12 protein-coding genes and 1 tRNA gene are annotated in these 13,905 nt (G+C 56.0%); 9 read left to right on the top strand and 4 right to left on the bottom strand.

The genetic code is table 11. The features are described 5' to 3' along the window. The gene (locus tag FPV09_RS01255; protein ID WP_148883585.1) at positions 1-1,899 is read right to left on the bottom strand and encodes a S9 family peptidase; all 1,899 of its coding nucleotides are present in this window, start codon (positions 1,897-1,899) and stop codon (positions 1-3) included. Between the two features lie 118 nt (positions 1,900-2,017). Between FPV09_RS01255 and FPV09_RS01250 the strand changes: the two genes are divergently transcribed. The 9 genes from FPV09_RS01250 (at position 2,018) to FPV09_RS11905 (ending at position 11,611) form a co-directional block, all read left to right on the top strand. Then, a complete protein-coding gene (locus FPV09_RS01250; protein ID WP_148882078.1) occupies positions 2,018-3,169 on the top strand; it encodes a hypothetical protein in 1,152 nt (383 codons plus the stop codon). Beyond that, positions 3,163-4,278, top strand: a complete 1,116-nt coding sequence (locus FPV09_RS01245) for a hypothetical protein (RefSeq protein ID WP_148882077.1) — start codon at positions 3,163-3,165, stop codon at positions 4,276-4,278. The genes FPV09_RS01250 and FPV09_RS01245 overlap by 7 nt, the downstream gene beginning before the upstream one ends. A gap of 15 nt (positions 4,279-4,293) precedes the next feature. Beyond that, positions 4,294-5,208, top strand: coding sequence for a hypothetical protein (locus FPV09_RS01240; protein WP_148882076.1), 915 nt, complete (start codon positions 4,294-4,296; stop codon positions 5,206-5,208). Between the two features lie 49 nt (positions 5,209-5,257). After that, positions 5,258-7,690 (top strand): tRNA(Met) cytidine acetyltransferase TmcA, encoded by a 2,433-nt coding sequence (locus tag FPV09_RS01235; RefSeq protein ID WP_148882075.1) that lies wholly within the window; start codon positions 5,258-5,260, stop codon positions 7,688-7,690. Positions 7,691-7,837: 147 nt separating this feature from the next. Next, positions 7,838-8,350: a TIGR00288 family NYN domain-containing protein gene (locus tag FPV09_RS01230; RefSeq protein WP_148882074.1), complete on the top strand. Its 513-nt coding sequence runs from the start codon at positions 7,838-7,840 to the stop codon at positions 8,348-8,350. After that, positions 8,347-8,859 (top strand): TIGR00288 family NYN domain-containing protein, encoded by a 513-nt coding sequence (locus FPV09_RS01225; RefSeq protein WP_014013710.1) that lies wholly within the window; start codon positions 8,347-8,349, stop codon positions 8,857-8,859. The genes FPV09_RS01230 and FPV09_RS01225 overlap by 4 nt, the downstream gene beginning before the upstream one ends. A gap of 296 nt (positions 8,860-9,155) precedes the next feature. Then, entirely contained in the window at positions 9,156-10,088 is a 933-nt protein-coding gene (locus FPV09_RS01220; protein ID WP_148882073.1) for a calcium/sodium antiporter, read from the top strand. A 108-nt stretch (positions 10,089-10,196) separates the two neighbouring features. Next, a complete protein-coding gene (locus FPV09_RS01215; RefSeq protein ID WP_148882072.1) occupies positions 10,197-11,351 on the top strand; it encodes a thiamine ABC transporter substrate-binding protein in 1,155 nt (384 codons plus the stop codon). 110 nt (positions 11,352-11,461) lie between these two features. After that, positions 11,462-11,611, top strand: a complete 150-nt coding sequence (locus tag FPV09_RS11905; RefSeq protein ID WP_014013713.1) for a hypothetical protein — start codon at positions 11,462-11,464, stop codon at positions 11,609-11,611. Here the strand turns inward: FPV09_RS11905 and FPV09_RS01210 are convergent. The 3 genes from FPV09_RS01210 to asnS all read right to left on the bottom strand — a co-directional run bounded on the left by FPV09_RS01210 (position 11,604) and on the right by asnS (position 13,779). Further along, positions 11,604-12,269, bottom strand: coding sequence for a GNAT family N-acetyltransferase (locus FPV09_RS01210; RefSeq protein ID WP_246112281.1), 666 nt, complete (start codon positions 12,267-12,269; stop codon positions 11,604-11,606). The genes FPV09_RS11905 and FPV09_RS01210 overlap by 8 nt on opposite strands. A gap of 89 nt (positions 12,270-12,358) precedes the next feature. Continuing rightward, positions 12,359-12,435: transfer RNA gene (locus tag FPV09_RS01205), tRNA-Arg, on the bottom strand. A 51-nt stretch (positions 12,436-12,486) separates the two neighbouring features. Then, positions 12,487-13,779 (bottom strand): asparagine--tRNA ligase, encoded by a 1,293-nt coding sequence (asnS, locus tag FPV09_RS01200; protein ID WP_148882070.1) that lies wholly within the window; start codon positions 13,777-13,779, stop codon positions 12,487-12,489. Between the last annotated feature and the right edge of the window lie 126 nt (positions 13,780-13,905).

Below are 13,905 nucleotides of genomic sequence, written 5' to 3'. Positions count from 1 at the left end.
TCACCCCTTCAGCCACCTCTCCATCCACCCCGTTATCAGCTCCAGCCTCTTAACCCTGTGCTTCGGCTTTCCGCCCCTGCTGAGGTCGTGGTTCTCTCCTGGGAAGAGCGCCAGCTCAACGGTCTTGCCGAGGTATTTGAGCGCCGTGTAGAACTGCAGTCCCTCGGGCAGCCAGCACCGGTAGTCCTCCATCGAGTGGATTACGAGCAGGGGCGTTTCAACGTTCGGCGCGTACTTCAGCGGGCTCTTCTCCCAGTAGCCGTCAGTGTTGCTCCAGGGGTCGCCGCCTATCTGATCCGGCGCGAAGAAGTAGCCGATGTCCGTCGTTCCAAAGAAGCTCACCCAGTTGGAGATCGACCTCTGGGTTACCGCCGCTTTGAAGCGCTTCGTGTGTCCGACTATCCAGTTGGTCATGAAACCGCCGTAGGAACCGCCGGTAACTCCTATCCTCTCCCCGTCAATGAAGTCGAAGCGCTTCAGCGCCTCGTCAACGACCTCCATCAGGTCCTGGTAATCTCTCTCCCCGTAGTGCTCCCTTATGTCTGCGAAGTCCTCGCCGTAGCCGTCGCTACCGCGCGGGTTGGAGAATATCACGACGAAGCCTTTGGCAGTAAGAACGTGGAACTCGTGCATGAAGGAGTAGCCGTAGGCGGTTTTAGGCCCGCCGTGAATCTCCAGAACGGCGGGATATTTCTTTCCGGGCTCAAAATCAACGGGCTTCATGATCCAGGCGTCTATCTCAACGCCGTCGCTCGCTTTGACCCTGAAGTGCTCCGGTTTGGAGAGCTCGTACTCCTTTATCCAGCTGTTGAAGTCCGTAACCTTCTTTTCCTTCCCGTCGCGGAGAGTGTAGAGCTCAGTTGGAGTGACCGCGTCCTGGGCAGTGAAGGCTACGTAGTCGCTGATTGCGAAGCTCTCGACGCTTCTATCGCCGCCGATGACGCGCTCGATTTTGCCTTTAAGGTTTACCCTAAAGAGGTTCGCCCTCGGGCCGTCCGTTGCCACGTAATAAACCCAGCCGTCTTTGAAAACCAGCTCGGCCCTTTGAGAGCCACGGACGTCGCAGTTTAGGGAGTTGTATGCAGCCCTGTCGAGTTCCACGGTGAGCTTCCTCATCTCGCCCGTCTCAGGGCTATAGTGGTAGATGTGGGTGTTCGTCGGAATCCCGCGCTCGCGGGTGTTGGCCTTGAGGATGAAGGTTCCATCGTCGAGGGGTATGAAGTCGCTCACGCTCCACTCTCCGGGGGTTAGCCTCTTTGCCTTCCTGCCCTTGAGGACGTAGAGGTCGCTCACCATCGGCTTCCTCTCGCGATCTTCCTGGGCTATGAAGTAGAGCTTTCCTTCATAGAACCTAATCTGCGAGACGTCGAGGTTCTTCGGCGTTATGCGCCTCTTCCTGCCGGTCTCAAGGTCAACGAGATAGACCACGCTCCTCTTCCCGTAGACCCAGCCGACGCCGTTGAACCAGAAAGGAATTTCCTTGATGACGTGGACGTCGTCCTTCGGCTTCTTCTCAACGTCTATTGGCGTAACGACCGCTATGCTCTTCCCGTCCTCTGTGAAACGGAGGTTCTTGATTCCGTACTTGAACTTGGTCAGAAGCCTCGCCTCGCCGCCGTCGGTTGGAATAACGTACAGCTCGGCCTCCTTGCTCTCCTTATCGCGCTTTGAGGTGAAGGCTATCAGCTTCCCGTCCGGAGAGAAGCGCGGGTTTCCGTCCTTCTTTCCGGAGGTGAAGGGCTTAACCTTTCTGCCGTCGTAGAGGTAGATCCTTGAGAAGTAGTCGTCCTTTTCAACGCTTATCTCCGTTACCTGGAAAACGAGCCTTCTCCTGAAGGCGTCGATGTTCCCGACGAGCTTGAACTTTTCGAGGTCTTTCTCGGTTAGGCCTTTCGCCATAGAAACCACCGAATTAATTCGGTTCTTTTCGTATAAAAGCTTAGCGTTTCGATAGCCGTCTCCGCGACGTATTTGCAACTGCGAAAGGTATTTAAAGACATTAACTTTGGTTGTTTTGATGAAACTCTCCAGGAGAAAATGTGTCGTGGCGCTCGCAATAGCTGGCATAGTTCTCCTAACCGTCGTCCAGTGGTGGAGCTATCGTCAGGTCGGCGAGATTTTAGAGGACTACCCCGCTACATCCGTCGTTGCCGGTTACAGCCTAAACGTTAGTCCGCTTCTGCCCTCGATGTACGTTCGCTCCATTGGGGATTCCATCGTGGGGTACTCCTACGAACCCTCAGATGGCACGTACGTTCTCCTCGTTAGGGGAAGGGCCGGGAAGCCCGACGAATACTACCGGTTGGAGCTTCAGTCGCTGAGGAACTCCTATCTGGATTATCTCAACCTCACGACTGGATACATTAAACTCTGGACCGAAAGTGGAAACGAATCGGCCTTCAACTATGCAGTGGGCCTGCTTCGGAGAACCCTCGAAGCCAGGGCCGAGCTGGAGAATTTTAAACGTGGGGAGAACGTGACGGCGGTTTTAATGGAGCCTCCCTACCCGTACAGACTCCTCTATGGGGAGAACCCACTTCCCGGTGAGATAGTGGTCTCTCTGCTCCTCATAGTCGGTACCGTCCTGCTACTGTCCCGGCTGGACTTCCTGATTGAGGTGCTTTCGGATTTCAGGAACCTGGCGCTTCTTCTCTCCGTTATTATTGGGATTTCCTTCGTCTTCTATGGCCTCATTCAAGAGCGCCCCGACCCTTTCCTCAGTATCAAGTCGAACTGGGAGGATAAGCTGAATTTCTGTGGTGAGAGGGGGTACTATGTCTATCGCAATGCTGAGGCGGATTCCCTTCTGCTCGACGCCCTCAGCTCGGCGGAATATGCCAGGGTCTGGACGTGGGGCGGGAAAAACGTGTACAGTGTGACCTTGGCGATGTCTCCTGAGCGAACTGAAGGGCTGATCAACAACCTGTCCCAGGTTACCACGGTGCTCCACATGTACTCGGTTCCTCCGTGGCCGGAACCACCGGAAATCAAGAAAGCTTTGGTGTGGCGGGTTCGAGAGGACCTGCTGGAGACGGGTAAACTGGACGAAGGAGCAGTTGATGCCATGATAAAAGCTTCCCTTGAGAATATTGAGCTGTCAATGGAGGAGTTCAGGTTCTGTGAAAACGTAACGATCGTGACGTTTGAATTCGGGAGGGATGGGTGGTGAAAAACTCCTCGAAGGTGATATTTGCCCTGGCGGTCCTGCTGGTCCTGGTTCCCTTCTTGGACTATGGCATAGCCAAGTTCCTTCTGAGGGACGTGCCGGAGGTTCCGGTGATTGTGGGCACGCCCGTGACGTATGGCACTTACTTCCCCAAGACTTATGCGGTACTGGAGGCCGAGAGGAACGGGGAGATAATCTGGAAGGCCGGCGATACGCTCTACGTCAGAACCGGGGAAAATCTCAACCTCCCCGTTGTGTACGACCACAGACCCGAAATTCAGGAGCTGATTGAGAACCGCTCCGCGGAGATTGGACGGATCCTCGAGACGGTGAGGGAGAAGAAGGGCGGCTGGAACGGGAGCGAGCTTTACCTTCAGCTCTCCAACGTTGTCTGGCTCAACGAGAGCATCGCCAAGTCGAGAGGGGGCTTTGACGAGGCGAGCGTCGAGCTGTTCTCCGCTGGAAGTTCGGGTTTGATTCTCATTCAGACGCTCGTGATAACCCTCGCGGGCGTAGCCTTTGCCTTCGAGATAAAAGACTTCGCCGACAGGGAACCGGCAAAAGCCCTCGTGGTCGCCGTGGTTTTCTCAATCCTCCTGTTCGCCAGCTACGCCTTCGTCTTCACAGGTTATCCTTTCTACGGGTTGCACAGGTCCGTCCCCGATGGATTTCTCGCGGGAATCCAGCCGGTGGAGAGGAATTCCACCGTTAGTCCCCCATGCCTGGAGGACTGGTTCGTCAGGGCGACGCCTGAAGTGGAGAGAACCTTCCGGGAGCACCTCAGGGACAACCCGCCGGTCTACGCAAACGATCCCGAGTACTCCGTCCACGACCTCGAGCTGTGGCTCAACGAGAGCGAGAGGAACGCACTCCTCTCGGAACTGGAAAACCTCGGCGTCGTGTGGGTTGAAGAGGGTGAGTGCTGGGACGAGATGCGTCTGCGGTACCTGAATGAGGCTGGGAAGCTGGGCAGGGAACTGCTTGAGAAAGGTTACATTGAGGAGAGCGACTACCAGCGTCTTAGCGAGGAAATTGGGGCCAGGCGGGAAAAGCTGATGGAGATGGAGTTTCCGGCCCGATACCGGATTTGGGTTCACTTCATCGGGGGTTAATGGAGAGCGTGAACGATGAAGCTGGTTTCAAAAGTCGTTTCGGCGGTGCTTTTGACTGCCCTCCTTCTTGTGATCCTGGTCTCCGCTGTCCAGTGGGTGGCCTTTGAGAACGCCCGGGAAAGAGTCCTCTCGCTGCCCTGCAACCTCTCCCCCGCGCCGTACAGGCTCGAGGTCGAGTCGTTCCTTCCTCCTGGGAAGCTCATTGATGATGCGGTCGGCCACCGCTACCGCTTCGGGGAGCTTGAGGTTGTGGTGCCCGGAAAACTCGGAGGAATGTACCCTTACTACGGGCATCTCCTCTGGCACCTTTCCTGGGAGCTGAACGACTCGGTAGCCTATCTCAGGGGCTTTCTCGCAAACGGAAGCGACGAGGAGGTCGAGATGGCATTTCAGGTTGTAGAGAGGCACTACTTCATGCTCAGGCTCGAAGAAAAGAACTGCCGGAAAAACCTGACGGCGGTGATTTTCAGGCCGGCTCCTCCCCTGAAGTGGGTCCTGTCATTGAGGTCTGCCCTGGAAAAGCTCAGCGAGTACCGGGACTTTAGGGCGATGCTGTTCGGGACGGCCGTTGCTTTTTCCCTCGTCGGCATTTTCTGGCTCTGGCTCTTCCTCGTTGCAAAGCTGCCCCTCAAAGGTCCGCCCAGGGTGATTGCAGCGCTCCTTTTAATGGTCATCCTCTTCGGCTCCGCCATTCCGGCGCTGAAGCTCACCTATCCAAACGGAGAAAACGACCACCCAACGCCGGCCCACCCCGGGTGTGACGTTGTCCACCTGGAGGGCTGCCACTCCGTGCTCTTCCACGCGGCCCTCGACTACATGGGTGACGACAGGAGAACCGCCACCTGCGAGACCCTCGCGTACCTGGAGAAACGCCTGAGAAAAGATGAAATAGAAAGACTGGCTGAGGTGCTGGAAGTGGACTGTCCCTGACGCCACCTTTTTAAATCCCCCCTCTCCCCTTTATCCGGGAGGGGTCGCTATGACCGTCAAGGTTCGTTTTGACAAGGAAGTGAGAGAATACGCCAAAGGCGAGAAGGTTAAGGACGATGTTCTCAGGCTCACCGAGACTGCCCTGGCACAGGCGCTTGAGAAGTTCCACAGAAGGATGATTCTGATAGAGGGCGATACGCCGCGAAAGGCGGAGCTGGCCGGAATTCTGGCCGGGGCTTCAGCGCGCGTTTTGAGCGATGCCCTGGAGGAACTAAAGAAAAAGCGCCTCCGCGATGAGAGTGAGGATGGGATACAGGTTCTCTACGCAACGGACGCCCTGGGGGAGGATACCTTCGGGCGGAAGCGTTACGAAGCATTCAGAAAGCACTTTGACGTTCTCGCGGGCTCAAACGCCGATGTAAAGGCCGTGACCTTCAAGCACACCCGCGACATACTTGGAAGGACGTACGACCTGCTCGTCCTGGACATGAGCTACGACTACTCCCCCAACGACCTCGGGAGGATAATCGAGACCGTCCGCGGAGGGGGGCTCATCTTCATCCTGGCCCATCCCTTTGAGAAGTGGAAGAAGATGTGGACGGGCTTCCACAAGAGCCTCGTTACGCCGCCATACACGATAGACGACGTGAAGAAGCGCTTCAACAGGCGCATCCTCCGTAAGTTCACCGAATACGATGGGATATACATCATCACTGAGAACGGCAAGCTTAGGAAGAAGCCGAAGCGGAACAAGACCCAAGCGAAGATTAAGGGCCGCCGGGGCGTTGAGATTCCAGGCGAGACGGTTTTCCCGCGCGAGCTGTACGAGATGGCGCTCACCGAGGGCCAGGTCGAGGTTCTGAGGGCCTTCGAGGGGCTGGTCGAGGAGGAGGACATGCTCGTCCTCACGGCGGACAGGGGTCGTGGAAAGAGCGTCTCCGTCGGAATAGCCGCGATAGGGCTTGCCCTCGCACTTAACAAGCGCACCCGCATCGTTGTAACCGCCCCCGAGCCAGAGAACGTCCAGGCCCTCTTCCGCTTCGCAAAGCGCGCCCTCGAGAGGCTGGGCTTTAAGCCCCACATCGTGGAGGAGAAGGGCCTGATAAAGGAGCTCTACGCGAGGAAGATTGGACTTAGATATTACCCGCCGGCCGAGGGATACCGCAAGAGCGCCGACCTCTACATCCTGGACGAGGCCGCCGGAATCCACGTTCCCATACTCCACAAGTACCTCGACAAGCCCCGCGTCGTTTACTCCTCCACAGTTCACGGCTACGAGGGAGCTGGAAGAGGATTCTCGGTCAAGTTCCTGAAGAAGGCCCGTGAGAAGCGCCGGTTCAGTGAGCTTCACATGGACGAGCCGATACGCTATGCGGAAGGCGACCCCATCGAGAAGTGGCTCTTCGACGTCCTCCTGCTCGATGCGGAGCCGGTTGAGCTCACCGAGGAAGATTACCAGCTGATAAAGAACGGCGAGGTGTACTTTGAGGAGCCCGACCTCGATGACTGGTTTGAAAAGGACCGGGAGGACCTCAGGAACTTCGTCGGTATCTACATCCTCGCCCACTACCGCAACAGGCCGAGCGATGTGGCCCTGCTCGCCGATGCGCCGCACCATGAGGCCCGCGTTCTCCGTCTCAAGAACGGCAAGATAGTGACGGCGATTCAGATAGCCAAGGAAGGCAACATCCCCAAAAAAGTCGTCGAGAAGATGGTCAAGGGCTACAAGCCGCGCGGCAACATAATCCCCGACATGATGGTCAAGCACCACATGCTCAAGGAGTTCGCAAAGCTCCGGGGCTACCGCATCGTCCGCATAGCCACGCATCCGGATGCCATGGACATGGGGCTGGGCAGCAAAGCCCTTGAGCTCCTTGAAAAGGAAGCGCGTGAGAAGGGCCTCGACTGGATTGGCTCTGGCTTCGGTGCGAGTGAAGAGCTTGCCCGCTTCTGGGTCAGGAACGGCTTCGCGGTGGTGCACCTCAGTCCAGCCCGCAACCCGGTCAGCGGTGAGTTCACCGCGATAGTCCTCAAGCCGATAAGCGAGAGGGCGAAGAGGCTCATTCGCCAGGCCAGCGATGAGTTCAGAATCAGGCTCACAGAGTGGCTGGGCGACACCCACAGGGAGCTTGAGCCCGAGATAGCGCGCTGGCTTTTCGAAACCCCCTTCGGTGAGGCCGTGGATTACCAGGTTCACCTCACTGACGTTCAGAAGAAGAGACTGGACGCCTTCACGGGCAAGGTCCTGACGTATGACACCGTGCTCGACGCGGTCAAGCCGATAGTGAAGCTCTACTTCCTAGACGGCTGGATGAAGCCCTACCTCGACGAACGCCAGATAAAGCTCTTGATCTACCGCGTGCTCCAAGCCCACAGCTGGGAGGAGACCGCAAAGCTCATAGACAGAACCGAAACCTTTACCATGATAGAGGTGCGCGACATCATCAGGGGCCTCTGGTACTACTACAAGAGGCTCCTTTGAGTCCCCTCCTTTTTGTGCGGCTTATACCCTCGCATTCGATAACGAAATACGATTTCCGGGAATCAACCTTTTTATAGGATTGTCCCGTAGGTAGGGTGTATCACTCTGATCGCGTGATTGGTTGAACAATTTCAACGGTGACTCCCTATGGCGGGCAGCAACTGGGAGCGGATAATATCGATGACGAAGGACGGGATGAGGAGCATCGGAATGATGCGGAGAAAGATGGGCCGGGGAAAGAGGATAGCTCTTCTCATTGATGGCCCGAATATTCTTCGTAAGGAGTTCGGGATAAAGCTTGAGGACATAGTCGAGGCCCTCGAGGGACTCGGCGACCTGCGCGTTGCCAAGGTTGTCCTCAACCAGTACGCCCCTCAGGGACTCATCGAAGCCGTCTCGAACCAGGGGTTCGACACCATGGTCGTCTCCGGTGAGACCGGGGTGAAGCTCGCGGTGGAGGCGATGCGCGAGATATACAACCCGAACATCGATGCCATAGCCATAGCAACCCGAAATGCGGAGTTCCTCCCGGTCATCCTCAAGGCCAAGGAGAAGGGCAAGGAGACGATAGTGCTCGGCATAGAGCCGGGCTTTTCCGCGGCCCTCAAGCACGCGGCGGACTACACAATAATCCTGAACCCGAAGGGTGATGAGGAATGAAGGAGACCCTCTTCAAGGTGCTCCGCAGGGGCGAAAAGGAAGTCGAGGCCGAGCCCCCCAAGCACGTGAGGGGCAAGAGCATCGGGCTGATAATCGACGGTCCGAATATTCTTCGTAAGGAGTTCGGGATAAAGCTCGAGGACATAGTGGAAGCGCTTGAGAGGATCGGCAAGATACGCGTTGCCAAGGTTGTCCTCAACCAGTACGCCCCCCAGGGACTCATCGAAGCCGTCGTCAATCAGGGACTCGAGCCGATAATCGTCGCCGGTGACACGGACGTCAGGATAGCGATAGAGGCGATGGAGCTCATCTATAACTCGGACGTCGAGGTCATCGCCCTGGCCACCCGCGATGCGGACTTTCTCCCCCTCATCAACGAGGCCAAACGTAAGGGTAAGGAGACCATAGCCATAGGCGTTGAACCCGGCTTTTCCGTGGCCCTTCAGAACGCGGCCGACTACGTGATAAGAATGGAGGGAAAGGGGGAGGAACGGGCAAATAACTTTTAAGTCCCTTTCCTATTCTACCGTTCTGGTTAGCCGTAACTTTTGTAAAGTTTGTGAGCATGCCTCGTCACGGCTAACCTTCCAGCCTCCCGTCTTCATTGGCTGGCTTTCGGGGGGAACGGAAGCTCCCCACATCTTCATGAATTTTCGCAGTCCCCATTCGGGCTTACAAACCCCACATACTAGGGACTATCACACCACTCAAAAACAAAGCCCAAGAATATTTTAAAAATTACGCAAACCAAAAGACACCAAATGTTTTAAATGCTACCAACCAAGAAACAGCCCGGTGGGAGAAAGTGATAGTTGAAATAATCCTCTTCGCCGTTGGTCTGGTTCTTCTCATCAAGGGGAGCGATTACTTCGTGGAGGCGGCCTCCCGCGTCGCCAAGGGGTTCGGCGTCAGTGAGTTCATAATCGCACTCGTCCTCGCGAGCATCGCCACCACACTGCCGGAGGTAACGGTCTCTGCCATATCCTCCTATCAGGGGAACCCGGACATCGCCCTGGGAAACGCCATAGGGAGTGCCCTCGCCAACATAGCCCTTATCCTCGGAGTCTCGGCCCTTATAATGCCCCTCAGCGTTGAGAGAACCGCCTGGAAAAACGCCCTCTTCATGGTGGCCGTCACCGCCTATGCGGGCCTGCTCATGCACGACGGGACCATAAGCCGGCTCGACGGTGCCAGCCTCATACTCATCTACTTCGGCTTCCTCTACTACCTCTACCGGAAGCACATGACGCTCGAGGAACTTCCCGAGGGCGGAACCCGCGACCCCCGCAGGGATGCCCTGATAATGCTCGGAAGCGGTCTGGTCGTGGTCATAGGCGCCAAACTGGTCGTGGACAGCGCCGTAACGATAGCCAGGGCCTACGGTGTCCCGGAAATCGTAATCGGTCTGACGATGGTGTCCATAGGCACCTCCCTGCCGGAGCTCACGAACTCCCTCATGGCCACCCTCAAGAGGCTGCCCAACATAAGCGTCGGCAACATAATCGGCGCCAACATACTCGACGTGCTTATGGTCATAGGAATAGCGTCTCTGATAAACCCCATAAAGGTGGATGCGACGGTTTACACCTTCACCCTGCCGCTGACTCTCCTCGTTATGGGGCTCCTAACCGCCGTCCTGAGGCTCACGGGAAGGATAGACAGGGTTACCGCGGGTGTTTTTCTGGCGGTGTACGCCTATTTCCTGTACGCCTACACCACCGGGGCCGTAAGCCTTTGATCCCTTTCTCAACTTTTTCCGACTTCCCGAAACTGGGAAGCAAAGCTTTATTAATCCGGTTATTACCCCATTATTGGGAATCAAAACCGAGTATTTGGAGGTGTTGCCATGAGGAAGCTTGGTGCGTTCCTCGCCGTGCTGCTGCTCCTGGGTCTCCTGGTTCCAAAACCGGTCGCGGCTGAAGAAACGCTGACGGTTTACTCCTACGACAGTATCGAGTGGTGGATGAAGGAGATAGTACCGCTTTTCGAACAGAAGTACGGGGTCAAGGTGAACCTCGTCCTCATCGGTGACGCTGGCGAGGTTCTAAACAGGCTCATCCTCGAGAAGGACAATCCCCAGGCTGACGTCGTTGTGGGCATAGACAACAGCTACCTGGCGAAGGCCATAGACGCAGGTGTGCTGGAGCCGTACAAGCCGGCCAACGCCGACGTAATTCCGGACTGGATCGTTGAGAAGTTCGACCCGACTTACCACCTCACGCCCTACGACTACGGCTTCATAGCCATCAACTACCGCAAGGACATGGTTCAGAATCCCCCGGCAAGCCTCGAAGACCTCACCAAGCCGGAGTGGAAGGGCAAGCTGATAATCGAAGACCCGCGCACGAGCTCGCCGGGAATGGCCTTCCTCCTCTGGACAGTGGCCGTTTACGGCGACGACTGGCTCTACTACTGGGAGAAACTGAAGGAGAACGACGTTCAGATAGTCAAGGGCTGGAGCGAGGCATGGGGGGCGTTCAGCGAGGGTGAGTACCCGCTCGTCCTCAGCTACGCCACCTCCCCAGCTGCAACCGTCTACTACGACAACAACACCAACGTCGGAGCCGTCGCCTTCAGGGAGGGCAACTACCTTCAGATAGAGGGTGCCGGAATCGTCAAGGGGGCCAGGAACAAGGAGCTGGCCAAGAAGTTCATCGAGTTCCTCATCAGTGCCGAGGCGCAGGAGAAGCTCCCCCTCAACCAGTGGATGTATCCCGTTAACGGGGACGTTGAACTCCCTGAGGTCTTCCAGTACGCGGTTAAGGTGGATAAGCCCGTCGCAATAGACTCCAGGGAGATAGAGACCAACTACGAGACCTGGCTCAAGCAGTGGACCCAGCTCATGGTCGAGGGCAAGAGCCCGGATGAGATACTCGGGAAGACGACCACCGACTCGACCCCAAGCACGACCTCGCCGGAAGAGGGGAACGGAGGAATCTGCGGACCGGCCCTGATGGTTGGCCTCGCCGTGCTCCCGCTCCTCCTCAGGAGGAGGCGGTGAGGTTTCTTCCTTTTCTCATTTAGTGTTTCGCATCTACAGTTCAGAATGCCATGTCACAGCCTACAAAAACCTTTATATAAATCCTTCCGCAAGAGACTATCGGTGGGAGAATGGCCAAATTTGACGGTTATGAACTCATACTGGAGACTCCGGAAGAGCTCCAGAATTTCGTAAAGGCACTCGAAAAAGCCAAGGAGCGAGATCCCAGAGAGGTAGAAGATACAGTCAAGAGAGCCTTGGCTATTGTGGGTATTATCTGAATTCTTCAAGCCTTATACTTCCGGTTAAGGCTCTTCTAACAGCCTCGGCCTCAGTGACAAAGGGATAAAACAGTTCATAGGTGCTACCCGCAGAAACAATCTGAAACCCCTCTGCAAGGGGATTCTTTTTATGGTCGAGGTAAAACTTCTTGGCAACTTCCTTTTTTGCATGGAGGGACAAACCAATTCCACCGATTTGAGCAGCATAAAGAACTGCATAGGGCTTGATGACCTTCGCTAGTATTTCACCGCCCACACCCATTCCACGGTATTCCCTCTGGATGCCAAACTGTCCAAGGAGTATTGTGGGCACGGAAGAATATTTAATATCCATACCCAAAAGCTCCACAAGCCGAGTCCGTAACTCTTCAACGAGCATCCTTTTGTTTTTCGGCGTATTATCGCGGATTTTAAGGCTAACAATAAACGGGGAAAGCGTGAAATATGACATCAGAGAATCCTCATGCAGGATGACAAAGACGGTAGAAAGACACCGCTCATGAGATTTCCATGCCATATTCCTTGCAAACTCCGTCTGTTCTTCCCCACCCTCGCCGGAGTCAAAAGACCTTATTAACTCCACATGGTCCGTTCTCAGAAACTCAACGCGAACTATTCCTCCGAGTGTCTCTAATTCAACCTCGTATGGCTTTAGCATCATGACACCGAATATTACAAACCACTTCCCATTTAAGTAAATTACGGAGGGAGATGTTACTTCACTCCAAGTTTACTATCAATCAAGAATGGCGGGCCCGGCGGGATTCGAACCCGCGACCTTCGGCTTAGAAGGCCGACGCCCTATCCTGCTAGGCTACGGGCCCTCGGGCTAATGGTCTTGGGAGAGTTTTATAAAAGTTGTGGTGGGAGCAGGCTCACGGATACAGCCTGCTCGGCGTCCTTGGAAACAGGGTTGCCCAGCGGACGTGGTCGAGCTTCAGCACCCAGGCGACGAGCCTCTCGAGGCCAAGGCCGAAGCCGCTGTGCGGAACGCTGCCATACTTCCTGAGGTCGAGGTACCATCCGTAGTCCTCCGGCTTCATGCCTTCCTCAAGAATCCTCTGCACGAGCTTGTTGTAGTCGTCCTCACGCTGGGAACCGCCGATGATCTCGCCGTACCCCTCGGGCGCGAGCATGTCCGCAGCGAGAACCTTGCGCGGGTCCTCCGGGTCCTCCTTCATGTAGAATGCTTTAATGCCCTTTGGATAGCCGTAAACGAAGAACGGGGCCTCGAACTCCTGGGTGAGGATCCTCTCCTCGTCGGCGCCCATGTCCTCTCCCCACTCTATCTCGACGCCCTTGCTCTGGAGGATGTCTATGGCCTCGTCGTAGCTCACCCTCGGGAAGGGCGGAACCGCGTTCTTGAGGGTGGTTAAGTCCTTCCTGAAGGTCTCAATCTCGCTCCTCCTGAGCTCCAGGGTGCGCTGAACCATGTAGCTGACGAGCTCCTCCTCGACCTTCATGATGTCCCAGAGGTCCATCCAGGCGGCCTCGAGCTCAAGGTGCCAGAACTCGGTGAGGTGCCTCCTGGTCCTGCTCTTCTCCGCTCTAAAGCTCGGCGTGAGCGACCAGACCTTTTCGAGGCCGAAGATGGCGGCCTCAAGGTAGAGCTGGGCCGACTGACTGAGGTAGGCCGTCCTGTCGAAGTACTTGAGCTTGAAGAGCGTCGCTCCACCCTCGACGGCACCGGTGACGAGTATCGGTGGAAAGACCTCGTACCAGCCGTCCTGGAGGAGCCACTCTCTAGCTGCTTGCATCATCGTCGCCTTGACCTTCATTATCGCGGCGACCTTGGGTGAGTGCAGGTGAAGGTGCCTGACGTCGAGGAGGAACTCCTCGCTCGCGTCCTTCGTTATCGGGAAGAAGTCCACGTTCTGCACGATCTCAATTCTGTCCGCCTGAATCTCAACACCTGTGGGAGCGCGGGGGTCTGCCCTGACGGTTCCTTCGATGATGACGCTCGACTCTATGCCCGCCTTTTTGGCTTTTTCGTAGGCGTCCTCACTCAGCTCTTTCTTAAATATCGCCTGAACTATCCCGGTCGAGTCGCGGAGGACTATGAAGACCTTCTTTCCCACTTCCCTCTTTCTGTAAACCCATCCTGCGAGCTTGACGCGTTTACCTTCCATATCGGGCTGAACATCGACACAGTAAATCTTATCAATCATCCTTACCACCTCCAGAGGCTTTGAGGGGGACTTTATAACGGTAGCGATTTGGAGCAACGGCTCCCAGAAGAGCGTCAATTCGGCCACAGGGTGACCGTCCCAATCCCGAGTCTGACGATTATCAGT

This window comes from Thermococcus aciditolerans (assembly GCF_008152015.1).
Taxonomy (GTDB): Archaea; Methanobacteriota_B; Thermococci; order Thermococcales; family Thermococcaceae; genus Thermococcus; species Thermococcus celericrescens.
Note: the sequence above shows the minus strand (reverse complement) of the source record. Positions and strands in the feature narration are given on the sequence as shown.